The organism is Leptospirales bacterium, assembly GCA_019694655.1.
Taxonomy (GTDB): domain Bacteria; phylum Spirochaetota; class Leptospiria; order Leptospirales; family Leptonemataceae; genus SSF53.
This window is the reverse complement of the sequence record JAIBBN010000004.1, coordinates 93,795-118,091: the sequence shown is the minus strand read 5'-3', so window position 1 is coordinate 118,091 and position 24,297 is coordinate 93,795. Positions and strand designations below refer to the sequence as shown.

Sequence of the window (24,297 nt, the reverse complement as noted above, 5' to 3'; positions counted from 1 at the left end):
CCCTACATTGCAGAAGAGTACGCTTCGCTGGACGGCGACGCCGCGGAGAGCACGCGGGTTAGCGCCCGCACTGCAAACTGGTAGCGCGTGTCGGCGGCAATGGTCGCGCCATCGCGCGCGGTAGTAATCGGCCCGATAAAGTTATAGTCGAGCCGTAGAGGCGCCGTCCGAAAGAAAAGAGTCTCCGGCGTCCCGGTGATCAGGCCGGAAGACGGATCGATACGAAAATCGGGGTCCATGATCAGAATCGGCGGCTCAATATGATAGCGGACAACGTCCTGGCGCAGCCGGGCCACAACCGCCTGGAAGCGCTCCTCCTCGCTGGCTGCAGGCGCGAGAGCGATCTGGAACTCTTCCGGGTCCAGCTCTACGGCCAGAAACATCTTCGCTCCCCGGGAGCGGGCCTCCCGATAGAGCGCGTTGAGCGCTGGCAGCTCAGCAATGCAGGGCGCGCAGGTGGGGCTGTAGAAATTGAGAATCAGGGCGGGCGTTTGCAGCTCCGCCAGGCGCAGAATCCGACCCTCGGGGCTGCGCCCCTGCCAGCTGCCGACGCCAAAGGCGCTGTGTGCTGCCGGGCGGCACTGGGCGGCCGCCAGCGCCAGAAATAGTAGAGAAAACAGGCCTGCGGGCCGAAGCATTAGCTGCATGGCGGTGCTGGTCAGAAACCGATTGACCAGGCGCTCCGTCCACCAAATCTGACAGGTTTGCAGAACACGATGGCCCTATCCGGCTAGGAACACGAATGTCCTCTTCCAAAGAATTCGAGATTTCACGCTTACTGGAACTTTCGCGCGACCAGAAGTACGCTACGACGGTTGCCGCCTTTGAAGTCATTGATATGATCGAGCAAATCGATCTACCCAAAAAGGTTCAAAACAGGAAGCCGGCCGTAAAAGCCCTGACCGCATTGCACGACCAGCTCGTACAATGGGATTTCATCAGCGAGGAAGAACGCCTGGCGCTGGAAGAAGAACTCGGCCCATCCCCGCGCAGCCAGCTCGATGGAATCTTTGGGCCCGCAGGCGAAGAGCCGCCGCCGCCGCCGCCCGATCGACCGCTGCGTCCTCTCGATGGAGAGGAAGAAGAGAACGAATTCGGCGATGAAGAAGAGGACGAATCCTCCGATTCTGACTTCGACGACGATAGCGAAGATGAAGACGAGGACGAGGATGAAGAGGAGGAGGAAGAAGATTCCGACTCCAGCGACTTCGACGACGACGAAGACGAGGATGAAGGTCCGCTGCTTGGCGACGATGATGAAGAAGAGCCCGAAGAGGGCGAGCTCGAAGGCGACGAGGACTGAGGCCGCCCTGGCCGCAGCGAAGTGATGGACGCCGCGCCGCTACGGCTGGCGAAAAATCCGGACGGCGGCGTAAACATCGAGTGGCAGGGGCGTGCGCTGCATTCGCGGCGCAATCCGAAGCAAGAAGCGCTGCGTTTTCTGAATCAGGTCGAACCGGAAAGAGGTCCGCTGCTGGTTGCCGGCCTTGGCTGGGGTTACCTGCTGGAGGCGGCCGCAGAGCTAAGTCCCCTCGCCAGAAAGAACCTTTACTTTTTCGAACCGCTTGCTGAGGTCCTGGCATTCTGGCGAGCAAGCGATCGACTGCAAACGCTGCAGGAACTGCAGCTGGCGCTTTTTTTTGATACGGCCAGCCTGCGCAGTGCGCTACCCCCAGGCAAAGTACGAATTGAAGTGCATCCGGCCTACGGTCGCATGCTGCCAGCGCTGGCTCTGGAACTTCAATCGGCGCTTCAGGGAGACGTGGATGAATCAGCCAAACGGCGCTTTATCCAGCAATGGCTGTGGCATGCCTTGCGACGACTCTGTCAGCCAGGCGCCATTGAATTCTTGCAAGCGTCGGCGCCTTTGCAACGCCCTTCGCCGCTGACGCTCTATTGCGGCGCCGCGCCGACGCTTTTCGATGATCTGGCGCCGCTGCAGGCGCTGCTGCGCCAGGAGCGCCGCCGCTTCTATGTGGTAGCAGTAGACACCGCCGTTGCGCCGCTGCTGGCCGCCGGTCTGCGCCCCGATCTGGCGCTCTCCATCGACAGCGGCGCGGCGACAAACTATCACCTCGGCGCAGCTCTGCAGCGCTCCCTTGCGCTTCCGCGCACTTTGAGCTGGTTGGCTGGTTCGCCATCGCTTGAGTCATGTACAGAATCGCTGATCTTTTATCGCAGTAGCCTCCCTGTCGATCAATGGCTGGCCGCCGGACCGCTCAAGAGCGTTGAGGAATTTCGCAATGAAACGCGCAATGCCCTGGGACTGGCGTTGCTGGCCGCCCGCGCAACAGGGAGCGCTGCGCTTGCTTTGGCCGGCGCCAGCTTCGAGGAACGCAGCGGACTTTCCCATACGCCTGGCAGCGGTTACAGCGAATTTGCTCGCTGGCGGGCCTCGCGTCTGCAGCCCGTCGCCGGCTATCGCCCTCAGGCCTACCGTCGGTCAAACTCCAGGCGGGCGCAACTGGCGATTCAGGGGATGCAGAGCATGGCACAGAGCGCCGGCCTTGAAATCTGGACAGGCGCGGCAGTCGCTGAACGCATTGGACGTCTCGCTGCGGCGCCGACTGCGCTGCCTGTGCAAAGCTACCCACGCAAGGAGTTCGCCGACTTCCTGCTGCGGCACTGGCCTGACTTCAGCGCTTCGCTGCAACGAGAGCACGCCATTGCACCGGCGGCCCTGTCGCGCTGGCGTCAGATGCTGCGCCGGGCGCATGATTTCGAGACAAAGGATGAAAAAATCTTTTCCCGTCGCGGCCGCTGAGTACTCTGCGCTCTACATTGTCAGTTCGAAGCGTGCATTGAAGTCGCCTCCTCTGCCAGAGAAACCGAAATGATCATTCCCAGGGCCGATCGATTCAACGAAGAACAATTGCGCGAAGTTTCCGCCGTACTTGCCGATTTTGAATGCACCCTGACGCCCATCCCTGGCGCCACGCGCACCATCTATGCGATTCGCGGCGATGAACGTCATGAATTGATGATCAACAGAATTGAAGGCCTGCCCTACGTTTCGCGGGTAGACACAATCCAATCGCCCTACAAATTGATGGATTCCAAAACGGAGTTGGGCAAACGCCGAATCGTCGCCAACGGGCGGCAGCTGGGCAAGGATCTGCTGGTTGTTGCCGGACACTGCACAATCGACCCCCGGCATCCCGAATACTTTCTGGAAACTGCACACGCTGTCAAAGAAGCAGGCGCCCATTTTTTGCGCGGCGGCGTTTGGAAGCCGCGCACCAGTCCGCACAGTTACCAGGGCAACGCCCGCACCATTGAAATCCTGATGCGCGCCCGGGAAGAAACCGGGCTGCCGGTCAATACCGAAGTCATGGACGAAGAGCAACTGCGCATCGCCGTCGATGCCGGCGCCGACATGTTGCAGATTGGAGCTCGCAATGCCTTGAACTACAGCCTGCTGCGCAAGGTTGGCGAGCTTACCGCAGCGCGCGGGACGCTGGTGCTCTTGAAGCGCAGTCTGCACATGGGAACAATCAGCGAATTCATTTGCGCCGCTGAGTACATTGTGGCCGGCGGCAACGCCAATGTTCTGCTCTGCCCGCGCGGCACCGTTCCGGCCGTGGACGGCTACCGCAACTTCCCTGACGAAAGCATTACCCCGCTGCTCAAACAGAAGACCTGGGCCCCGGTCGTGGTCGATCCATCGCATTCCGTGGGCAAAGCCGCTTATGCGCCGCAGGCAGCGCTGGCGGCCATGGCCTATGGCGCCGATGGCTTGTGCATCGAATGCCACGTTGAACCGCTGAAGGGCATTGGCGACGATCCGAAGCAAGCCATCACGCCGCAAACGCTGGCTTCTCTGGTGCGCGACGCGCAGCAGATTTTTGAACTGCGCCGGAAATACCAGAGCTATTTGCCGCAGGAGGCCGTCGTATGAATGCACTACAGAGCTTGTTGGGATTGGCCGCCTTCTGCGCCATCGCCTGGTTGTTCAGCGAGAATCGCCGCAAATTTGAATGGCGCGTTGTCCTGCCTGGACTGGCGCTCCAGCTGCTGCTCGCGCTAATTCTATTGAAGGTCGAAGCATTTCGAAATGGGCTTCGTTCGCTCAACCATGTAGTGGAGGCGCTCAGCACTGCAACTGCCGCCGGCACAAGCTTTGTCTTTGGCTACCTGGGCGGGGCGCCGCTACCCTTTGCCGAACCGCCGCCGGGTTCAACCTTCATTCTGGCCTTTCAAGCGCTGCCCATTGTGATGGTAATCAGCGCGCTTGCTTCTTTGCTTTTCTACTGGAAGATCTTGCCGATCGTAGTTCGCGGTTTCAGCTGGGCGCTGCAAAAGACTTTGCGCGTCGGCGGCGCGGTCGGGGTGAGCGCGGCAGCCAATATCTTTGTCGGGATGGTGGAGGCGCCCCTGTTCATTCGGCCCTATCTGAACAAGATGACGCGTTCCGAGCTTTTTATCGTGATGACCGCCGGCATGGCAACCATTGCCGGAACGGTTATGGTGCTCTACGCCAGCATATTGACGCCGGTGCTTGGCGCGTCGGCGCTCGGTCATTTGCTGGTCGCTTCAATCATCAGTGCGCCAGCGGGCATCGTGATTGCGCGAATCATGGTTCCGGAAAGCGGAGAAATCACGCACGGTCATCTGATTGAAGAGCACCCTGCTACCGGCGCCATGGATGCGATTACTCATGGCGCTCTCGATGGCTTGAAACTGTGGTTGAACATCATTGCCATGCTGGTGGTGTTGGTGGCGCTTGTTCATCTGATCAACCAGATGCTTGGCGCGCTGTCCGGAGTAATCAACGGGCTCTTTGGAACGGAGCTTGCCGCCTGGACCCTGCAAGGCGGTCTGGGCGCAATTATGCAGCCGCTGGTCTGGCTGATGGGCGTTCCCTGGCAGGAGGCGCGCATTGGCGGCGAACTGATGGGCGTTAAGGTTGTACTCAATGAGTTTCTGGCCTACATTCAACTGGGGCAAACGCCGACGGAAGCGCTCAGCGAACGCAGCCGCGTAATCCTGGCCTATGCCTTGTGCGGCTTCGCAAATTTCGCATCGCTGGGCATCATGATTGGCGGCATGGGCGCCATGGCGCCTGAACGGCGCAGTGAGATCGTGGGCATGGGATTGCGCTCCATTGTTTCCGGCGTGCTTTCCACTATGATGACCGGCGCTGTGGCCGGACTGATCCTCGCCTTTTGAGTCAGGCCAGCGAGCGCCGCGGCAGCGCGGCGCCGGGCTCAGTCCTGTTTGTCCTTGGTGCGCCGCTGGATTTCCTTCCCGTCGATTTCGGCGCGTAGCAAGCGAATGAAGGCGTCCAGATCGTATTCCTGCTGCTGGCCGCTGAAGTAGTTACGCGCATTGAGCACACCGGCGCTTTGCTCCTTTTCGCCCGCCACCAGCATGTAGTTGATTTTCATTTTTTCGGCATTGCGAATCCGCTTGCCCAGCGTTTCCCCGGAATCATCGACCTGCACGCGGATGCGATTCTTGCGCAACGCGTCGGCCAGAGTGTGTGCATATTCCGAGTAATTCTCGCCCACCGGCAGGATGCGCACCTGTTCCGGCGCCAGCCATAGCGGAAAGGCGCCGGCAAAATGCTCAATCAAGAAGCCGATAAAGCGCTCATGCGTACCCAGCGGGCTGCGGTGGATGCAGACCGGCTGCTTCAGCTGTCCATCGCGATCCACGTACCTTAGCTCGAACTTCATCGGCATGAAAAGGTCCAGCTGGCAGGTGGAGGCGGTAAATTCCCGGCCAATGGAACTCTTGATCTGAAAATCCATCTTGGGGCCGTAAAAGGCCGCCCCATCCTGCTCCACAGTGAATTTGACGCCAGACTCTTCCATTGCCTGACGCGTCAGGGCCTCGGCTTTGGCCCACATTTGCTCTTCGCCGTGGTACTTGTTGTTCGCTGGATTGCGCAGCGAGAGAACCATATAGTACTCATGGATGCCCAGCTGCTTGTAGAAATGCTCGTGCAGTTCGATGACCTTCTTGAATTCGGCCACAGCCTGATCTTCAGTGCAATAGATGTGGGCGTCGTTCATCCACATGGCGCGCACGCGCATCGTACCAAAGAGCGATCCCGAATCTTCGTAGCGGTGGCACAATCCGTACTCGGCCAGGCGCAGCGGCAGTTCACGATAACTGCGCGGGCGATCGGCGAAGATCGTGTGGTGGAACGGACAATTCATCGGCTTGATATAGTAGCGCGTATTGTCCAGCTCCATGGCCGGGAACATGTGCTCCTTGTAGTGCGGCAGATGTTCGCTGGTGTAGAAGAGCTCTTCTTTGGTGAGCACTGGCGTGGTAACCCGCTGATAGCCGCTGGCCTCCTCCGTATCCTTGGCCCAGCGTTCCAGTTCTTCCTTCACAATGTTGCCGCGCGGCAGCCATAGAATCATTCCCGGACCGATTTTCTCAGAAGTGGTAAACAATTCCAGATCCTGGCCCAGACGACGATGGTCGCGTTTACGCGCCTCCTCGATCATTTTCCCGTAGGCTTTGAGTTCCTCCTCCGTCTCAAAGAGCCAGCCGTAGATGCGCGTCAGCATCGCCCGATTGCTATCGCCGCGCCAGTAGGCGCCGGCGACGCTGGAAAGCTTGAAAGCGCCAATCTGCCCGGTATGGTCTACATGCGGTCCATCGCACATGTCGACAAAGGCCGACTCTTCGCCATCCGCCTTGCGCGCCTGGATGTTCTTGTAGAAGGATAGTTCCTGCAGGCCTGCCTTTTCGTGAAAATCACGGGCCATTTCTTCTTTGAAGGTCTGCCCGCAAGCTCGCAGATATTGCAGCGCTTCATCGTAAGGCAAATGGAAGCGCTCAAAGGGCTGACGCGCCTTTACGATACGACGCATCCGCTTTTCGATATCGGCAAGGTCTTCGGCCGCGATAGCCGGTTCGGTGATGACGTCGTAGTAGAAGCCGTTGTCAACCTCCGGTCCGATAGCAAATTGAGCGTCAGGGTATTTCTCAGCGATGGCCTGAGCCATCACGTGGGCGGCGCTATGCCGCATGGTTGAAATGGGAAACTTCTTCGCGTCCCCTTTTGACTTTTTCTCGTTGGCCATTGGCCGGACCCTCTTCTTCGGTCAGCCTACCAGGGTCAGGCTGCAGGGGAAATGGAAAATTGAAGCGCAGCCCGGTGCGGGTTGTTTGCTGGAAAACTCTTGCCTTCCGCAGCGGGCGAATGCGACGTTAGGCAAATTCGCTACAGCCCGAATTCGGGCAGGGAGAAGCAGCGGTGGGTTTGCCCAGAAACAGAATCAAGCGCTTCGGCTATATCCATTCCACGAATTTGTTGGCCGCTTTTTCCAGCTTCCTGTTGAGCGTCTATCAATCAACTCTCGATTTCGTTGTGGAGGGCGACGATCATCTGCGTTTGCTGCGCGCCCGGCGCAAGAATCATATATTTGCTGTCTGGCATACTTTCGTGGATGCGGCAATCTTTGCCCTGCATCATCGCAATATATTCATATATTCAGACCATCCCCGCACTGCTGAATACGAGCGCAGCTTCACCCACTATACGCGGGAGATCGGACTGAAAGTGTTGCGCAGCTTTGGCTTCGATGTTCTGGATGCCTCGCTGGGCAAACAATCGCAAGGTGTGATCAATTTCATCAAGGCCATTCGCGATGGCGCGCCAGCTATGGTCGCCCCGGACGGACCGCACGGCCCGATCTATGAAGCCAAACCAGGCGTCATCTACATGGCCCGCAAGGCCGACGCCGCGGTAGTACCCGTAGGTTTCGGCTTCTCCCGGCGGGTGGTAGGACCCAACTGGGATGACTTTGCCCTGCCTTTGCCTTTTTCGCGCGTCGCCATGACCGTTGGCGAACCCATCTATCCGGAGAGCGATACCAGCGATGATGCACAGGCCAGGCAAACCAGACTGATGGAAGATCGACTGGACGCCCTTTGTTTTCGGGCTACCGATCTGGCTATGGGCCATCGCAGCGAGCGTCGACTGGGACCCAATCGTGGCGCCGCCATGGCCGGAAACAGTTGAACTGTATAGAAGATTCCTTTGAGGTTGTCGTGGCGATTACTGACGGAACTCGGCCTCGATCTGGTAAGCCGGAACAATTGGCTCGCTGAGCAGCGCGCCGCGGGCCATCAGGTTTTCCAGCTCCCTGCGCACGCGCTCCATGGCCAGCGCCATTCCGTGGCGCCTGTTTTCCTTGTAGGCTTCGTAGTAGTCGCCTATGTAGAAAGGGCGAGCCAGCAGCAGGCGAGCCCGTCTAGGACGCGGCTTACTTTCGCCGTGGACGACTGTTTCAAAGCGCGTCAGCCATTCGTAGCAGCGCTCCGCCGTCGGTCGCGAAAGCAGGTATTCGCGCCGCACAACCAGAAAGGTGTAGGCGCGCTCCATATGTCGCCGCGCTTCCTCCAGTCGCGCCGAATCCGGGCGGTGTTTCAGGGCCCCCGGGAAACCGGCCTCCATCGATTCGACTGCAGCAAATAGCGCGCGCATTTTTCCCAGGGCGTCCTCGCGCACATCCAGTTCGATGCCCAGGGTCTCGGCGGCTGCATTCAATGCCGCGTGGCGTGCGCGACCGACGCGATACTCGTAGTCCGTTTCCGATGCCATCGGTATATGGTATTCGCGTTCGGATTGTTCCAGCAAAACGCGGCCGATGGTGAGAAATCTGCGCAGCAATCCTTTGCCGCCGGGATCGATCCCCAGCCGGAATTCCAGGCGTCGCAGCGATTCTTCAATTTCCTGAAGCTGCTGACGCGGCGAAGCGCTCATCAAGTACTTCACAAACGCGCAAAGCACGGGGATGTCAGCCGCCGGCGAAGTCTTGCGCGCATCCTCGAGGCCCCAGAAGGCAAGTTGCATCGCCCCGGGCATGAAGGTCAGCAGATTGTCATTCTCTCCGCTCATCATGCCTTCTGGATATATGACCAATTTGCCATCGGGCGCAGCCAGGATACGACGCGCTGTTCGAATTGATTCACGGTCGCCGGCCCCGGCCAGCACCGAGAAGGCGCCCAGTCGTCGGATGATTTCGCCCAGGATGCCGCCATACCAGTTGAAAACCACTCTGGAAGCCATGTAGTGGAAACGCGAACCCATGGCATTGGCAACGGCATAGGCCACCGGCGGTTCGACGGTTGAAGGATGGTTGCTCATATACAGCAGCCGACCATGGCGCAAGGTGCGCAACAGCCGTCGGTCTTCTCTGCTGATGTCGATGGCATCAAGATTCAGGGCCGCCTTCATGATTGCCGGCAGGGCTGCATCCAGAGCCCAGGCGGTGGGGAGGTGAAATTCGGGCGGAATGAAGGCGCGCGGCTCGGACACGTCCAGATCAAGACTCAGGCCGCCTTTCCGGTCAAAAAGAAAATGCCAGGGCGCCCGCCAATCGATGGCCGCGTCGTCGCCAGTTCCCCTTTTTTTTTCGATCCGCTAAAGTTCGTTGAGCGTCAGAACCGAAGTGTAGAAACTGAGTCACCAGGCGTCGACTGCCGGTCGGCGAGGAGCGGATCAATGAAGCTACGGAACAGCATCGCCGGAGCAGTCTTGGCCTTTGGCTGGACCGCTTTGTTTTCGCAAAGCAGCCAGGCCCCTGATGAAACCTCCGGAGCGCCCGCTCCCTCCTCTCCCGCCGCACAACAGGAGAAGCCCGCCGGCTCGGAGGAGCAGGAAAGCCCAAGCTATCTGGACCTGCACATTGCCTCAGAACGCAATCAGCGGCTCAATGCAATTCTAAGCCATGATACTGCGCGCCTGGACGTTCTGGTGCACAACTTTGGCGCGCGTCTGGAGGGAGGGCGGCAATCGCTGGAAAAGATCCAGACGCTGCATACCGAGGGTATGGCCCTGCACTACCGCCGTCGCTACATAGAAGCGTTGCAAAAGCTCGACGAGGCGCGCAAGGAATCGCTCGCACTCTACAAGAAATCAACGGAGCTCTTTCGCAAGCAGAGCGATGATATCTTGAACGAAGCAGCGCTGGCCATAGCCAGCGGCGAGCGTCATCTGCTGGCGCAGGCCAGCAGTCCGCCGCAAGCTGGCCAGGACTTCCCCAACTCCAACGAAATCAGTCGCGCCCGTCATCACCTTCAAAACGCCTACGGCGAATTGAACGCTGCGGAGTCCCTGGAACGCGACAGCAACTATGATATCGCACTGGATCACTTGCGCCTGGGCAGGCTATTTGCCATCCATGCCTTGCTTGCTTTACAAGATGCTCCGGCTAAACGCGAGGAACTCGAACGTCGTTTCGCCGTAGAGATTGCCGATTCCAACGGTCGGCTGGCCAGCAGCGTCGCTCAAGGTCAGACGGCGCCGCAGTAGTCAGACCGGGGGCGCTTTGGATCCATCAAGGCTTAGCGCGGACGGGCCTTGAAGAGCGCCAGCATAATCAGACTCCAGAATCCGCCGGCCATAACCATCGGCAATAGCAAATACCAGAGGAGCGACGGACGCCAGATGACAATCCACAGTCCAAGCCCGATGGAGAGCGCCAGACTTGCGCCCCAACCAAAGAAGTGCCAGCGTGTAATCGGGCGCGGCGAACGGCCGCGATTGAACAAGCCGCGCTTCCCTTCCCGTTGAGCGCCACGGCGCTCCACAAAGGGCTCCGCTTGCGAAGCAACTGCCTGCGCTTCGCCCTCCGGCTGCAGAAAGTCGAAGTTGATATTACCGCGTCGAAAATCGCGGCGCAATTGCGCCTCTTCTGGCGATTCCGATTCTGGCGGCGTTGCCGATGGATTCAAGAATTCGTGCCTCGTTGTCAGGCTACGACCGGGACTGCGGAAGGCGCAATCGCAATTCCGCTGAATGCGCTTTACAGTAGGGCCGCTTGTTTCGTCCGCTGGTCGAATGGTTCATCTGGTTGTTGGCGGCCGTAGCGAAGCCGGGCAGAGTGCGATCCGCGCCCTCCGAACGCTGAATGCGGATGCCGAAATCCTGACCACAACTTCGCGCTCCGAGGCCATCGAAGGCGCCAGCGTCCTTGCCGGCATCGACCTGAATCAGGCCGACGCGCCACAGCGCGTGATGGATGCAGTGGGCGGTCGCCAGATCGACCAGTTGATCTTCACCCCGGCCTTTGGCCCGGTTGGCTTTCCCATCCGCACAGCGACCGTCGCCGATGCGCGCGCTGCTCTGGCATTCTCCTTTGATCCAATGAAATTGTTGACTGAATCGCTGCGGCCGCGTAAGACCATTGGCTACTCAGCATTTTTCTGGCTGCCCCATTCTCAGGCGGCCTACGGCGGCATGGCATACGCCAAGCTTGCGCTGGAGCTGGCTTGCGAGCGTCATCCCGAACAATACGCCTGCATTCGCGCCGGCACCTTCCGCAGCCCTGCTACCCGCGGCATCAGCCTTCTGATCCAGCGTCGGCTGCGCGATACGCCTCATGCCGAGTTGCGCGCATTGGGCGAGGAGCAATCTGCATCGGGGAAGAAATTCAGCGAGTTCTTCTTCGATTTTGCTTTTGAGGCGGAAAAGCGAGCCTATGGCGATCGCTTTGCAACGCCTCATCGTCCGACCGATGCGGCCGATCTGGAGCGCGCGCTGCTGGCTATCCTCACCGGAACAATGAAGGGCCCGATTGTTTCGGTCATAGGCGACTGGCAGTGGGAAGAAAACCGGGCGCCAGACCTGGGTCCGCAGTTCGCGGCCCGGGATGAACTCTCTCTACAAGTCTAGAAACTTCAACGGTAGCCAGGCAGGAACAACATGGATTTTACTTTGAGCCCCGAGGTCGAAGACCTGCGCGCAAAAGCGCGCTCCTTTGTAGATGAGGTCTGTATCCCTGCAGAAAAACACTACAGCTACGCCGACGGTCGGATGCCGGCGACCGTCAGCGGACAGCTACGCAATGAAGCCCGCAAGCGCGGATTGTGGACGCCGCATTTGCCGCGGGACCAGGGCGGCCTGGGTCTGGATCTAATCGGCACTTCTGTTCTCTTTAGCGAGCTTGGTCGGTCGCCTATTGCGCCCTTCATGTGCAATTGCGACGCCCCGGACGAAGGCAACATGCATCTCCTGCACCTCGCGGCCAGCGCCGAGCAACGCAGCCGATTTCTGGAGCCGCTGGTACGCGGCGAGATTCGCAGCGGCTTTGCGATGACTGAACCTGCGCCGGGCGCCGGTTCGGACCCGCAGTTACTGCAAACCAATGCCGAAAAACAGGGCGATCATTTCGTGTTGAATGGGCAAAAGTGGTACTGCACTGGCGCCAATGGCGCGGCCTTTCTCATTGTTTTTTCGCGGGTCAATCAGAGCTTCCGCAAATCATCGCTCTTTCTGGTGCCAACTGATGCGCCCGGGTATACGATGGTTCGCGAAATAGATGTGATGGGCTCGCATGGCCCGGGCGGCCACTGCGAACTGAAGTTTGAAAACGTGATCGTCCCAGAAACAATGATGCTGGGCAAGATTGGCGAGGGATTCCGACTCAGCCAGGAGCGTCTGGGACCGGCGCGTTTGACGCATTGCATGCGCTGGATCGGATTGTCGCGAAGGTCCATGGAAATTGCCCGCGAATATGCTCGTGATCGCAGCGCCTTCAATCTGAAACTCAGCGAACACCAGGGGATCCAGTGGATGTTTGCGCAGTGCGCCCTGGAAATTGAAACTGGCTGGCTGTTGACTCTGAAGTCGGCGTGGTTGATTCAGAACGGAATGGACGCCCGGCAGGAAATCAGTATGGCCAAGTGGCATGTAAGTGAAACGCTCTGTCGTTGCGTCGATACGGCGATTCAGATTTGCGGCGGCCGCGGATACAGCCGCGATCTGCCGCTGGAGCTTTTCTATCGCGACGGACGCGCTGCGCGCCTGGCCGATGGGCCCTCGGAAGTTCACAAAATGGTCATTGGCCGAAACCTGGTAAGCGGTAAATTCGCCTTTTAGGTCAGGGAGCAGGAAGGCTCGTACTATGGATGCTGCGCTTGTCGAATTACAAAGCCAACTGGAACGCTATCTCTCTGAACGTCTGCAGTCGCCGGCTACCGTCCAGAATTTGCGTTCGCTTTCGGGCGGCGCCTGCCAGGACAACTACTTGATCGATGTCGATATCCAGGGCGGTCCCGAGGCGGGCAGTCATCGGCTGGTGTTACGGACGGACAAGGGCGCTGCGCTTCTGGCCAGCCTCAGCCGTGCGGATGAGTACCGTGTCGCAGAGGCAGCCTTTGACGCCGGGGTCAAGACGCCGCGTCCTTACTGGCTGGAAACAACGCGGGAGGCAATAGGACGTCCCTTTTACTTTATGCAACGCATTGGGGGGCGGGCAACAGGTCGTTATGTGGTCAAAGATCGGGAGCTGGCAAAGGTGCGACCGCAACTGGCTGCCGATCTTGCCGCCAATCTGGCGCGCCTGCATAGCATTACGCCCCAAAATGCCAGCGCTAATTTGAAGCAAAGTTTGGGAGAAGGTCCAGCGCCACGCGGAAATAGCATTGCCCTGGATGCCTGCTCGATCATGCGCCAATCGCTGGACGGGCTGCCGGACGCTTATCCCTCTCTGGAGCTGGCCCTGAACTGGATGGAATCGCGCGCGCCCGGTACCGAGCAGCCGGCTTTGGTGCATGGCGATTTTCGCACTGGCAATTTCATGATCAGTCCCGATGGATTGCAGGGCATCGTCGACTGGGAGTTCGCACACTGGGGCGATCGCCACGAGGATATCAGCTGGCTCTGCCTGCGCGACTGGCGCTTTGGAAAGAACAACAAAGAGGTAGGCGGCTTTGCCGACCGCGATGAATTTTATCGCGCCTACCAGCAATCATCGGGCATTGCCGTGGATCCGGAGCGAGTACGGTTCTGGGAGATCATGGGCAATCTGCGCTGGGCGGTAGGCTCCGCGCAGCAGGCTGAACGCCACTTGAGCGGAAAGGATCGCGGCATTGAGCTGGCTGCAATTGGTCGCCGCACCGGTGAAATGGAATACGAAATACTGAGGTTGATTGAAAATGCAGAATCGTCCTGATGCGGCCGAATTGCTGGAGGCAATTCAGGAATTCTTGATGAAGGATATCATGCCGCGCGTCAAGGATCAGGAGTTGCTTTCCTTCAAGACCCTGGTCAGCTGGAACATGCTGGGCGTTCTTGCTCGCGAAGCTCGAAGCGGCGAGGATTCGCTGAATAGCGAGCTGGGACGACTGATCGCTTTGCTTGGCGCGGATGGTCTTCAGCGGCCAGAGACCGGAATGGAAAAGATGAGCCTGCTACGCCGCCTCAATCGTCAGCTGGCCCAGAAAATTCGCACGGAAAAAATTGGATTTGAGAATCGCGCCGTAGCCGACCACGTTCGTCGCACCGTTTCCGAAAAACTGAGTATTTCCAATCCGCGATTCTCGCAAGAGTCATGAACAGCGGCGGCCAGACCATTTACCTGGCGCGCCATGGCCAGGCTGGCGGCGTAAAATACAATACGCTGACGGAGCGCGGCCGCCTTCAGGCAAGGGCGCTTGGGCGCCACCTGAGCCGACAGGGTTTGGTCTTTGACGCAGCCGTCTGTGGCACTTTGCCGCGACAGCAGCAAACGCTGCAACTGGCGCTGGAAGAGCTGCGCCAGTCTCCTGCTCTGCGACAGGAACTGCCAGAGCTGGATGAGGTCTCCCCTCGCGTCTGGTTGGCGGCGGGTGAAATCCTGCGTCGTGAGGATGCTCAATTTCGCGATCAGTTTGACCGGTGGCTGAGCAACCTGCGCAAGGAAGATTCGCAGGCCAGGCAAGCCTATCTACCGGTTCTGGAGACTACGCTCCGCGGCTGGATCGCTGGACGCCTGCAGGAGGCGCCCATCGAAAGCTTTGCTGAATTTCACAATCGGGTGTTGCAAGCGCCAGCCCGTATCGCGGCGCTGCCTGCGAGGAATGTCCTGGCCATTAGCAGCGGCGTGCCTATCGCCTTGTTGATTGGCAAGGCCACAGCGCTCGATATTGAGCAAAGCCTGGCAATCATGGCCCAGCTATCCAATGCCTGTCTGAGTATCTTTGAAGCCAACGGCGAGCGATGGACCGTACAAAGCTGGAATGTGAGCAGCTTTCTGAGCGAAGAAGGTCTGCTGTCCCAACTGTGATGCAGCTTTTTTTTTCGCCGGAACATGAACACGATCGACGCCCAGGCCCCCGACGACACCTTGAACTTCCATGTCCCGAACGGCCCTGTTCACCCTGCCGCTAGCCCTGTTCTGTTTTTTTTCGACGGCCTGCGATACGCCGCTCCAGAATGCGCCAGTTTCCAACCTCTATGCCTTCTCCGTTCCCGGCTATCTGGATGCGGTCGCGGACCTGCACTCCCGGGCGCCGTTGCAATATGAAAACGCGCGTCGTGAAGTGTATGTCATTGCACTTGATGTGGATCGACAGACGGCCGATACGCCGCGCAAACTGGATGCATTTCTCGATCAGCAAGCCAGCCCCTACGAAGAGCACCTGATTACGCGGACCAGCAGCGATGATCGGCCGGCATTGCGCAGCGGAATCAAGACTCTACAACGCGAGTCCTACGGGAGCCTGCGACGCAACAACGCCGAAGTCTGGCAATTGTTTACAGCCTACGAATTGCCGCAGCGCTATGTATTTCTAGCCTGCTGGACGCTGAAAGAGAACCGAAGTCGCTACGAGGCCGATTTGCGGGCTATTGTCGACAGTTTCCGACCAGGCAGCGGCGCCGCTCCCGATACGGCGAACACAGCGGCGCCCTGATTGAGAAGCCTTGCGCGAAGCTCAGCCCTCATCGCCGCGGCGCGGCACCATCAAGCGTGCAGTCAGTTGTTCGTAGCGGTGCACTTCGCCCTGAAGTATCGAGAAGCGACGGGCTACGTAGCCCGTATATAGGCCGACGATCCAGACGCCGGAAATCTTGAGCAGCTCGGCGTGGAAGCGCGGCGGGTGCAATTCCGGATAGTACTGGTAGAGCAGTATCCCAAAGTACATGGCGTTGAAGACAAACAGACCGAGCAGCGCCAAACGCATACCATAGCGCAAGCTATTGGAAACCAGAATCACAAAGTAGACGACGAAGAACATGCTGTTGCTTCCGCCGGTAGGCGCCAGAACAATGCTGACGGCGCTAAGATCGACGATCATCGTGAAGTACTTCAACCAGGCGGGCATTGCCATGCGGCCGCGGCGCACACGGGTCAGTAAGATTCCGACCAGCGCGTTTACCAGGCTCATTCCGCCAATCAGTTCGGCGATGAAGTATCCGTTGAAGAGGCGATTGGCGCCGACCTCCTCGGCCTGATTGGTGCGCAGGAGATACAGCAAATACCCGCCAATCAAAAGCAACAGAAGCCAGCGGACATTTGCCTTGTTCTTCTCGTTGTGCAATTCCCAGGCGGCGCGTTCAGCAGCGAGCATAGCGGGTACTGAGGGCGCCAGGCCGCAGGGTCAAGGTGATTTTGGCGGTTTCGAGCGCTCCGCCTCGCGCCTCAATCAGCGCGCTTCAAGCAATCCACGCCGTTCCATGGCTACAATCAACTGTCGACGGACTGGCCTGACATCCTGCAGCGGACTGGCCCGCAGCCGGGCCACCTCCTCCGCCTCATAGGGCTTAAAATCCGGAGGAATCTCGCGCCTGCTGTAACGCTCCAGAGCATAGTTCAAGAGGGCCGCCAGTCGTTTACTGTCTACTGGCGCATGAGCAACGCCCGGTACCTGAACAAGATATTCGCGCCCGCCGGGCACATGCAGGAAGAGTCCCATCGCGCCGGTGAGCGGCGGCGAAAATGGAGGCGCGCCAAATCCATCGGAACGATGGCAGCCTCGACACTGACGCGAATAGTCGGCCGCAGCCGGGCTCAAGGCTTCAAAGGATTCTGCTTCAATCTTGCTGCAATCATGGCAGACGGCCAGCAAGCGATCCGCCGGGTCGGGGCTGCAGTGCAAGAGGCAGAGGGCAGGCAAGAGGAGCTGCAGCCTTCGCCTGAGCGTCCAGCGAAAGGCTGCGGCAAGGACAGCCCGGCTTATGACCTGCCCCCGGTGTTCAGCCAGCCTTGCCAAGCACTACGGCCCCTGTACAGTTGTAGACCATGTTCCGAGCGCCAAAGCACCAGATGATTTCGCTGTTCAATCCTTGACGGTAGATCGGCATCTCGCCCTCGGTCTTGTGACAGAAACAACGGTCACAGTTGCTTCGTCCACAGCAGTCATGATAATGAATCAAATAGAGTTGCTGGTCTTGCGGATTCAAGCAGCTGCCAATCCATGCCGTGGGAGACTTGCTTGTGCCTGGCGGACAATCGCCGGTCCCTCCGCCGCAGCAGGTGCAGAGATTGCCGTCGATGGAGCAGTAGCGCCAGTAGGAGCAATCGCTGTCATCCTGCGCCGCGCCTCCCTCCGCCCGCGCCTCAGTATAGCCGCGCCGATCAAAAGGTAGCAAGGGCAGAACAGCCGCACCGGTAAGCCAGGCGCCCAATCCGCCCAGAAAACTGCGACGGGAGCTGCGTCGAGCGCTCTGTCGCGTCAGCTTCTCCAGAAGTCGATCCAGTGCTGTGGAGCTCATCGATCCAATCCCCCTGCGCTCAGTTCGCGCTGGCCGTTATGCTTCTGCAAATACTCCTGAATCGACGGCGAACCATGGTCGCGCGCATTCAGCAGGCTATCGAGGTGTTCGCGCGTATTACTCAGACCGCCGGCAACGAAGCGCCCCTCGCCGTCGATCAACACGGCATGCGGCAGCTTGCCAACCTGGTATTGCGTCGCCGCCATGTTCGACAGACAGACGGAAGCCTCATCGATCTTGAACAGTCGGGCCAGATCTCGGTATTCTTCAAGGCGCCCTTCGCCAACCAGCAGGAGGCGCAGATTGCGCTCCTGAGCGGCCAGCCGTTTGGCTACCGGAAGGATCTCCTTGCACAGCGGACACTCCGGCGAGACAAAGAGCAAGAGCTCACTCTGACCGGCGCGTAGAGGCCACTGCCACTCTACTGCCGCGCCGTCAGGATGCTGCCCGCTGATAGCCGGCGCTGGCTGACCGCCTTGCGGGCCGCCCCGCGTTGATAGAGCGCCAGCGGGAGCAATTCGCTCGTGAAGTACGCCAATCTGACGGGCCAGCGCCAGCGCCGTAAAGGCAAGGACGCCAAGCAAAATCCAGAGCAGCGCCTGCGAAATCAAAAGGGCAATGATCATGCAAGCTCCAGTGCGCGCCAGTTGCGCCGCAGTTGCATCGCTGCCAGATACAATAGTATGCTGACCAGCGCCCCGGCCAGTCCCTGCACCAGATCCAGAATCGAAAGCGAGATGGGCGCGAGGGCGACGGGCGCCAGCAACATAAGCAGCAGGCAATTGCGGACAATGTGAAAGGCGCCAATGGGATCGCGTTGCGCCCCGGGATAGCAGCCGCAATCGATAAAGTTTCTGCCGCGCCAGAGGTTGAAGCCAATGGACAGAGTGAAAATCAATAGCAGCAGGCCGCCGGTCGCTGCGCCCAGATAGTACAAAAGGGGCAGCATCCCCTCGGGCGGCGCGGCGCTGAGCGCCAGCATTGCTGAAAGCGTCAAATTGCCAGCGGCAACAATCTCGCCGCCAATGACCAGCACCGAAAGCGCAGGCGCCAGCGCTGGCGGCAGCAAGCCATAAGCCTCCACGGCCAGGCGGAATTCGCGCGGACGGCGGACCTTGCTCCACGCGCTGGCCCAAAAAACCGCCGCATGCAAGCAGATGGCGAAGGCTGCAATGGATGCCGGCATAGAATCAGTCTCCGTGCACCATAATCAAGGATGGACCGTAGCCCATTTCCTCCATGGCGCCCAGCGGACGCAATGTACGGGCGTCATAGATATGAAGCGCGGCTTCGTCGGAACTCAGCGCCAGCAATCGCGGAGCGGCGCCGGCCGAAATAGCGATACTGTCTACTGGCTGCGGCAAGGTCAGTCGCTGCAATCGCTTGCGTTGTGCAAGGTCGTAGATCCAGACTTCGGTCCCTGCCTCCTTGTGTGTGAATCGACCGCCGCGGTGCACCAGCAGGTAGAGCCGATTGATTGCGCCGGAAACGGCCAGCATCTGAGCGCCTCCCGCTCGCCAACCCTGGGCGCGATCTGCAGCACTGATAGCCGTCCACTGCGCAGGGAAATCAATGCTCTCGTCGCCAATTGTGGCGGCGTAGATCACGCCATCGTAAGAAACAAAATAAACAGTGGAAGCCGCGCGATCAAAAGCTGCCTGGTCCATCAACGGATCGCGATCTGGATCGAAGAACTTGCGCGTATGGACGCGTTCAAAATCGCCGTCATTCACATGCACTGAAAGCATGCTGCCATCGGTGCAGATCATAGCGAAATGATTGTTCTTTCCCGGATAGGTCAGGGTGCAGCCATGCGTATCTGTCTGTCCGGATACTCGACGCCCGCGTACATCGATTGCCGTCACCGACTGATCTGTGGTCAAATGGAACAAAAGCAAGGTCCGGCCGTCCGGCGTGATCGTCAGGCGCTCCTTCTTGCCGGCGGTAAGAAAGCGCCCCGGAGGCAATTTGATCTCGTCGCCCGGAAGCAGCGTTCGAGCATCGTAAACCGTCAGTACATCCGTCTGTTCGCCGCGCGAACCGCGGGAAAAGAAAGTCTCCGCAACATAGAGCGACGAATGATCCGGTGCAATAGCAAAGGCGGGCATGTAACCGGTGTCGATCATGCCAAGGAAGTTTTGCTGCGCAATGTCCACGGCAAAAATTTGACCGGCTGGCGCAATCCAGAGCGGGTCGGTGACGTAGGCGCGATTTTCAGCAGCCACATCGATCACACGCACCGAATCCTCAGCAAAGGCGGGCGCTGCAGGCTCTCCGCTGCAGGCCGCAGCAAGCAAAAATAGCGTAAGAAAAGGCGCGCGGCCGCGCTTACAATTCATGCCAGAATTGGCATCGCCGCGCTCCCGGCGTCAACCATCAATTGGCGACGGCCCTGCAGTCCGCCGTCGGGCTTCAGGAAAGTACAGCGCGCCGCTGGCAGCGTTGCAGGTAAGCGGCCGCCGCCCGGTCGGCGGGATTCTTGCCCAGTATTTCCTGGAAGACCAGTCCGGCGTCGCCCAGCTTTCCACGCTGAAACAAGGCCAGCGCCTCGGAAAATGGACCCAGCGCCGCATTTTTGAGATCAATTTGCTCGGCGCTGTCGCCATTGTAAATCTCATAGACCAGCACTGGCTCGGTTTTGCCTTTGACTCGCACCTTGCCCAGGCAGCGCGAAAGTACGCCGGCCGGATTGTTGAGCTTCTGCAAACTGCTTTCCGAAATCAATATGCTGGCCCCAAAATTCTTGGTCAGCCCTTCCAGGCGCGAGGCCAGATTGACAGCGTCGGAAATGACAGTACCCTCCATGCGGCGCTCTTCGCCAATCGTACCCAGCATCAGGTTCCCGGTATGTAGGCCGACGCCAATGCGGATAGCCGCCTGTCCCTGCTCTGCTCGCCTGGCATTGTAGTCCGCTACCTGTGCCAGCATCTGGATGGCATTTTCAACAGCATCATCGACGCGGCGCGGAAAGAGCGCCATAATTGCGTCGCCGATATACTTATCAATAAAACCATGATTGCTGCGAATCAGCGGGCTTACACGGCCAAGGTATCCATTGAGAAAATCAAAGTTCTCTTTCGGCGTCATTGCCTCTGACAGAGTAGTAAAGCTGCGGATATCGGAAAAGAGAATCGTCATCTCGCGCTGCACCTGATCGCCCAGGCGCACGCCCACTACGTTTTCCTGTCCAATCTGCTGCAGGAATTCCTTGGGCACAAAGCGTTCAAAGGCGCTATTCAAGGCCTCCATGTTTTGCGAATACTCACGAATCTCGCCGACCATATTGTTAAAGGCGCCCGCCAGCACGCCAAGTTCATCGCTCGAGGAGACAACGACTTGCGTCGAAAAATCGCGTTGCGCTACGCGTTCGGCGCCCGAGGCCAGCGCGTTGACCGGACGGGTGATCCAGCGGGCCAGAAGCATGGAAAGAGCCACTGCCAGCAGCAGGGCGACGACAACGACGCCGATGCTCATATTACGGATAAAGGCGACCTTATTGGCCTCGCTGCGCACATCGTAGTCCATGCCCAGCACGGCGATGACTGAGCCATCTTCATCAAGAATCGGGACGTAGCCGGATAGCCATGTACCCCATGCGTCCGTGTCCCACTCGCGGCCGGCTACCGGTTGCCGATTGTCGTAGGCCTGCTGCATCTCCGCCGTTGGGCGCAGGACCAGATTGCCGGTCGGATTGCCTTCGTAGTCGGCTTCATCTTCAAAATCGCCGTCGTGGTTGGCGTCATAGGGCAGATAGTCTCCGTCTGCAACATAGATGATGTACTTTTTGCCAAGTTCGCCTGGCGCCGGCACGTAGATGTAGGCGTAGGCGACAGAGGGCGCCTTGCGATTGCTGCGGCCAGCCTGGGCCAGGATTTCCTCGCGGATGGGCAGCTCGCCGTAGGGTCGAAGGTGACGATCTGATCCCTGACGTACCTGGCGCAGCAGCTGAACAATGTGCTGAAAACCTGCACTGGCCATCAGACTATCCTGCCGCGCCTGGTCCAGTACTGGCAGTTTGTCCTCTTCGCCCAACTTCTCGATCTGCTGACCCAGCTCGGCATAGCGCCCCTGGGCATAGATCTCATCGCGCAGCAGCTTCAGCTGACGTCGATCTTCAGGCGTGAACAAATATACGCCGGCGCCGCCAAGGTCCTTCAGCCGGGAACCAATCAATGTGAGCGTCAGCTCGCGGGCCTGAGTATAGATGAAGAAGACGCTGGCGCCGCTGATGAACAGGGCCAGAATCGACATGGCCCCGCCAATTTTGAGTGCAAATGGAACGCGCATGAACTCTGCCTTGTACAAATGATTTGCACTGGAAAATCGGGGCCCCCTTCCCTGATCCTTCCAGAAACTTACGCAGCCGCGCTGCGCTTGATTGCCGCCTTACAAACTGACGACGCAATTGTTTTTTTGAATCAGACGGAAGAATGCGCCATTTGACCGCGCATCGAAAAAGAAAAAGGCCGCGTCCCCAATTGGATGCGGCCCGCTTGCAAGGCTGGCAAACTGATGAAGCCGCGAACTACTGGATCGGCCCGCTGATAAAGGCGCTGTAGCCCTCGGCGCCCAGCTGCCCCTTGAGCTGCTCAGCCTGCTCTCGTTCGCGAAACTGCCCCACTTTTACGACATATTGTTCGCCGCGACGCAGCACCTGAATCGGCTGCCCATAGCTCTGCAAAAAGCGCTCCATATTGCGGGCATTGCGCAGATCGGCAAATAGCCCTACCTGAACCGAATAGAAGCGCGCCATGGCCATTTCGTCGCGCACCTCGGCGGCATGCAGTTCCTGGGCGGAAGGCGGCGTCGCTTCCTGTCCGGCGCCAAAAAAGGCGTGGGTCGCGCCGTCGCTGCGTGTTTGCCCCTGACCGACGCGGACGACACGAATGCCAACGCGCGCCAGACCCTGCTCCTTGTAGCCAAGCAGCTCCGCTCCGTATTCGCTCAAATCCAGAACGCGCCCCTCGACGAAGGGGCCGCGATCGTTGACCGTCACCAGGACTTCCTTGTTGTTCGATAGGTTGCGCACCAGTACGATGCTGCCCAGGGGTATGCTTCGATGCGCCGCGGTTAGTTTACGACTGTCAAAGAGTTCGCCGCTGGCAGTTGGCTTTCCATCAAAGTCGCGCCCGTACCAAGAAGCCACTCCGGTTTGCGAATAGTCGCCATACTGCGGCGCATCGCCAGCGGAAGCGGCAGGAAGCGCGCCCGCGCCCCCCGAAACGGCGCCGGTGGTCTGAGAAAAGAAGGAATCCTGGCCGCCCTGAACTTCGCTGTTGGCTGCCGTTGTGTCGGGATGCTGCTCGACTGACGCTGCGCTCCGCGAGCTATCCGTATTATCTGCCGGCCTTTCCGCAAGGCTGCGCTCCGCGCCGTCCGGCGCACGCTGCTGGCAATTGCAATCTGCAGCGGCCAGCTGCGGGTTGCCGGCAAAGGCCGCATCTTGATCGCTGAGTTCGTTGAAAAATCGCGACTCAGGATCGCCCGGACTGCGCTCTGAATCGGCATAGCTCTGGCCAGCGTACTGTGCGCCGCCGGTCTGGATCGTTGTCGTGCTGCAGGCGCTTGCCAGGAGCGCGGCTGCTACGGTCAAAGTACATCGCAGTTGTTTGCCAATCTTCATATTCTATGACTCCGGGTTCGCCCCGCTATATTATCGGCGAGCCGCACTGAATCAGTTTCATTTTTGGCCGGACCGCTGGCGCCAGCGGCCAGAGTGCGTCAGCGGCGGGAAGAGCCTTGCTGCAGTTTGCGGCTGCTGGATCAGACGACGTTGCTGGCGGCAAGCGAGAGCGCCAGAAAGCCGCTCACCCAGTTTGGATCATCATTGGGGCAGGCCAGATAATGAAAATCACGCCCGCCGTGCTGGCGAAAGCTGGCCGCGCCGCGCATCGCCAGCTCTTCCAGCGTCTCCAGGCAATCGGCAGTAAACGAAGGCGAAACTGCCGCCAGCGAGCGGCAGCCCTCGCGCGCCAGCTGCACAATGAGCTCATCCGTGTACGGGGCAATCCAGGGCGTGCGCCCAAGCCGGGACTGAAACGATACGCGGTATTTGTCGGCGGCGATGCCCGCTTGCTGTGCCATGGCGCGAGCCGTCGCAAAGCACTGCGCTCGATAGCAGCGCGCGTTATGTGCGCCGCTGTGCGAGCAGCAGCTCTCATCAAAACGACACTGGCCGGCATAATCAGAGCGCTTGATCTGGCGCTCGGGGAGTCCATGAAAAGAAAAGAGCGTAAGATCGGCCGGCGCCCCGCGTTGCTGCAATTCTTGATGCAATAGCCGCAGGCGTCGAGCATAGGGTTCAATAAACTGCTCCGCATCAAAAAATGGCGGCAGCGTGTGCAGCGTCGGAATATCCCACTCGCTTTGCAATATGCGAAACACTTCGTCAAGCGACGAAGCGGTTGTGGCCGCGGCATATTGCGGATACATGGGCGCGACGAGCAGCTGCGTCGCCTTTGCCTGGCGCAATTTTTCCAGGGCCTCTGCAATCGAGGGACGGCCGTAGCGCATGGCCAGAGCAACGACTACATCCTGTCGTTCCTGCTCCTTCAGGCGTTCCTGCAAGGCTTCAGCAAATCGCCGGCTGTATTCAATCAATGGCGAGCCTTCCTGCATCCAGATCTCGCGGTAGGCGCGGGCCGAACGGCGCGGCCGAAAAGGCAGTATGATTGCTTCCAGAAGCAACCAGCGGAGCACAGTCGGCAAATCAAGCACGCGGCGATCGCCCAGGAATTGTCGCAGGTAGCGCCGCACGGCGCCGCTCTCCGGTCGCGCCGGGGAACCAACATTAACCAGCAGGAGTCCGGTTTTCTGCATACGGACAGGGCAATGCAAGCAGCAGCCCCTGTCGT

General features: G+C 59.2%; 25 protein-coding genes. 12 read left to right on the top strand and 13 right to left on the bottom strand.

Annotation, left to right across the window (positions count from 1 at the left end):
• Positions 1 to 2 precede the first annotated feature (2 nt).
• Complete coding sequence (locus tag K1X75_08310; protein ID MBX7058057.1) at positions 3 to 638, bottom strand: TlpA family protein disulfide reductase; 636 nt, start codon at positions 636 to 638, stop codon at positions 3 to 5.
• A 104-nt stretch (positions 639 to 742) separates the two neighbouring features.
• Here K1X75_08310 and K1X75_08305 point away from each other — a divergent pair, with 104 nt between their 5' ends.
• The 4 genes from K1X75_08305 (at position 743) to K1X75_08290 (ending at position 5,169) form a co-directional block, all read left to right on the top strand.
• Positions 743 to 1,303 carry a DNA primase gene (locus K1X75_08305; protein MBX7058056.1) on the top strand — a complete coding sequence of 187 codons (561 nt, stop codon included), beginning with the start codon at positions 743 to 745 and terminating at the stop codon, positions 1,301 to 1,303.
• Between the two features lie 24 nt (positions 1,304 to 1,327).
• Positions 1,328 to 2,764, top strand: coding sequence for a hypothetical protein (locus K1X75_08300; protein MBX7058055.1), 1,437 nt, complete (start codon positions 1,328 to 1,330; stop codon positions 2,762 to 2,764).
• Between the two features lie 69 nt (positions 2,765 to 2,833).
• On the top strand, positions 2,834 to 3,898 hold the full coding sequence (locus K1X75_08295; protein ID MBX7058054.1) for a 3-deoxy-D-arabino-heptulosonate 7-phosphate synthase: 1,065 nt from the start codon (positions 2,834 to 2,836) through the stop codon (positions 3,896 to 3,898).
• A complete protein-coding gene (locus K1X75_08290; protein MBX7058053.1) occupies positions 3,895 to 5,169 on the top strand; it encodes a hypothetical protein in 1,275 nt (424 codons plus the stop codon). Before K1X75_08295 ends, K1X75_08290 begins: the two co-directional genes overlap by 4 nt.
• A 38-nt stretch (positions 5,170 to 5,207) precedes the next feature.
• On the opposite strand, the gene thrS is transcribed toward K1X75_08290, so the two are convergent.
• Positions 5,208 to 7,043, bottom strand: coding sequence for a threonine--tRNA ligase (thrS, locus tag K1X75_08285; GenBank protein MBX7058052.1), 1,836 nt, complete (start codon positions 7,041 to 7,043; stop codon positions 5,208 to 5,210).
• 173 nt (positions 7,044 to 7,216) lie between these two features.
• Here thrS and K1X75_08280 point away from each other — a divergent pair, with 173 nt between their 5' ends.
• Positions 7,217 to 7,984 carry a DUF374 domain-containing protein gene (locus K1X75_08280; GenBank protein MBX7058051.1) on the top strand — a complete coding sequence of 256 codons (768 nt, stop codon included), beginning with the start codon at positions 7,217 to 7,219 and terminating at the stop codon, positions 7,982 to 7,984.
• 36 nt (positions 7,985 to 8,020) lie between these two features.
• On the opposite strand, the gene K1X75_08275 is transcribed toward K1X75_08280, so the two are convergent.
• Entirely contained in the window at positions 8,021 to 9,283 is a 1,263-nt protein-coding gene (locus K1X75_08275) for a 1-acyl-sn-glycerol-3-phosphate acyltransferase (GenBank protein ID MBX7058050.1), read from the bottom strand.
• A 186-nt stretch (positions 9,284 to 9,469) separates the two neighbouring features.
• On the opposite strand from K1X75_08275, the gene K1X75_08270 reads away from it, so the two are divergent.
• Complete coding sequence (locus tag K1X75_08270; GenBank protein ID MBX7058049.1) at positions 9,470 to 10,279, top strand: hypothetical protein; 810 nt, start codon at positions 9,470 to 9,472, stop codon at positions 10,277 to 10,279.
• A gap of 32 nt (positions 10,280 to 10,311) precedes the next feature.
• Here the strand turns inward: K1X75_08270 and K1X75_08265 are convergent, their stop codons facing one another.
• The gene (locus tag K1X75_08265; GenBank protein ID MBX7058048.1) at positions 10,312 to 10,701 is read right to left on the bottom strand and encodes a hypothetical protein; all 390 of its coding nucleotides are present in this window, start codon (positions 10,699 to 10,701) and stop codon (positions 10,312 to 10,314) included.
• A gap of 106 nt (positions 10,702 to 10,807) precedes the next feature.
• Here K1X75_08265 and K1X75_08260 point away from each other — a divergent pair, with 106 nt between their 5' ends.
• The 6 genes from K1X75_08260 to K1X75_08235 all read left to right on the top strand — a co-directional run bounded on the left by K1X75_08260 (position 10,808) and on the right by K1X75_08235 (position 15,642).
• Positions 10,808 to 11,641 (top strand): SDR family NAD(P)-dependent oxidoreductase, encoded by an 834-nt coding sequence (locus K1X75_08260; GenBank protein MBX7058047.1) that lies wholly within the window; start codon positions 10,808 to 10,810, stop codon positions 11,639 to 11,641.
• A 30-nt stretch (positions 11,642 to 11,671) separates the two neighbouring features.
• Positions 11,672 to 12,847, top strand: coding sequence for an acyl-CoA dehydrogenase family protein (locus tag K1X75_08255; GenBank protein ID MBX7058046.1), 1,176 nt, complete (start codon positions 11,672 to 11,674; stop codon positions 12,845 to 12,847).
• Positions 12,848 to 12,872: 25 nt separating this feature from the next.
• Positions 12,873 to 13,922, top strand: a complete 1,050-nt coding sequence (locus tag K1X75_08250) for a phosphotransferase family protein (protein ID MBX7058045.1) — start codon at positions 12,873 to 12,875, stop codon at positions 13,920 to 13,922.
• A complete protein-coding gene (locus tag K1X75_08245; GenBank protein ID MBX7058044.1) occupies positions 13,906 to 14,304 on the top strand; it encodes a hypothetical protein in 399 nt (132 codons plus the stop codon). Before K1X75_08250 ends, K1X75_08245 begins: the two co-directional genes overlap by 17 nt.
• Positions 14,301 to 15,014: a histidine phosphatase family protein gene (locus tag K1X75_08240; protein MBX7058043.1), complete on the top strand. Its 714-nt coding sequence runs from the start codon at positions 14,301 to 14,303 to the stop codon at positions 15,012 to 15,014. The genes K1X75_08245 and K1X75_08240 overlap by 4 nt, the downstream gene beginning before the upstream one ends.
• Before the next feature lie 70 nt (positions 15,015 to 15,084).
• Entirely contained in the window at positions 15,085 to 15,642 is a 558-nt protein-coding gene (locus K1X75_08235; GenBank protein ID MBX7058042.1) for a hypothetical protein, read from the top strand.
• Positions 15,643 to 15,663: 21 nt separating this feature from the next.
• Here the strand turns inward: K1X75_08235 and K1X75_08230 are convergent, their stop codons facing one another.
• The 9 genes from K1X75_08230 to hemH all read right to left on the bottom strand — a co-directional run bounded on the left by K1X75_08230 (position 15,664) and on the right by hemH (position 24,262).
• Positions 15,664 to 16,299 carry a hypothetical protein gene (locus K1X75_08230; GenBank protein MBX7058041.1) on the bottom strand — a complete coding sequence of 212 codons (636 nt, stop codon included), beginning with the start codon at positions 16,297 to 16,299 and terminating at the stop codon, positions 15,664 to 15,666.
• A gap of 75 nt (positions 16,300 to 16,374) precedes the next feature.
• On the bottom strand, positions 16,375 to 16,845 hold the full coding sequence (locus K1X75_08225) for a hypothetical protein (GenBank protein ID MBX7058040.1): 471 nt from the start codon (positions 16,843 to 16,845) through the stop codon (positions 16,375 to 16,377).
• A gap of 79 nt (positions 16,846 to 16,924) precedes the next feature.
• The gene (locus K1X75_08220; GenBank protein ID MBX7058039.1) at positions 16,925 to 17,443 is read right to left on the bottom strand and encodes a hypothetical protein; all 519 of its coding nucleotides are present in this window, start codon (positions 17,441 to 17,443) and stop codon (positions 16,925 to 16,927) included.
• Positions 17,440 to 18,069, bottom strand: a complete 630-nt coding sequence (locus K1X75_08215; protein MBX7058038.1) for a hypothetical protein — start codon at positions 18,067 to 18,069, stop codon at positions 17,440 to 17,442. The genes K1X75_08220 and K1X75_08215 overlap by 4 nt, the downstream gene beginning before the upstream one ends.
• Positions 18,066 to 18,629 carry a hypothetical protein gene (locus tag K1X75_08210; GenBank protein ID MBX7058037.1) on the bottom strand — a complete coding sequence of 188 codons (564 nt, stop codon included), beginning with the start codon at positions 18,627 to 18,629 and terminating at the stop codon, positions 18,066 to 18,068. Before K1X75_08210 ends, K1X75_08215 begins: the two co-directional genes overlap by 4 nt.
• 4 nt (positions 18,630 to 18,633) lie before the next feature.
• Positions 18,634 to 19,782, bottom strand: coding sequence for a hypothetical protein (locus K1X75_08205; protein MBX7058036.1), 1,149 nt, complete (start codon positions 19,780 to 19,782; stop codon positions 18,634 to 18,636).
• Positions 19,783 to 19,855: 73 nt separating this feature from the next.
• Positions 19,856 to 21,730, bottom strand: a complete 1,875-nt coding sequence (locus tag K1X75_08200) for an adenylate/guanylate cyclase domain-containing protein (protein ID MBX7058035.1) — start codon at positions 21,728 to 21,730, stop codon at positions 19,856 to 19,858.
• Between the two features lie 238 nt (positions 21,731 to 21,968).
• Positions 21,969 to 23,066: a septal ring lytic transglycosylase RlpA family protein gene (locus tag K1X75_08195; protein MBX7058034.1), complete on the bottom strand. Its 1,098-nt coding sequence runs from the start codon at positions 23,064 to 23,066 to the stop codon at positions 21,969 to 21,971.
• A 140-nt stretch (positions 23,067 to 23,206) separates the two neighbouring features.
• Positions 23,207 to 24,262: a ferrochelatase gene (gene hemH / locus K1X75_08190; protein MBX7058033.1), complete on the bottom strand. Its 1,056-nt coding sequence runs from the start codon at positions 24,260 to 24,262 to the stop codon at positions 23,207 to 23,209.
• Positions 24,263 to 24,297 lie beyond the last annotated feature (35 nt).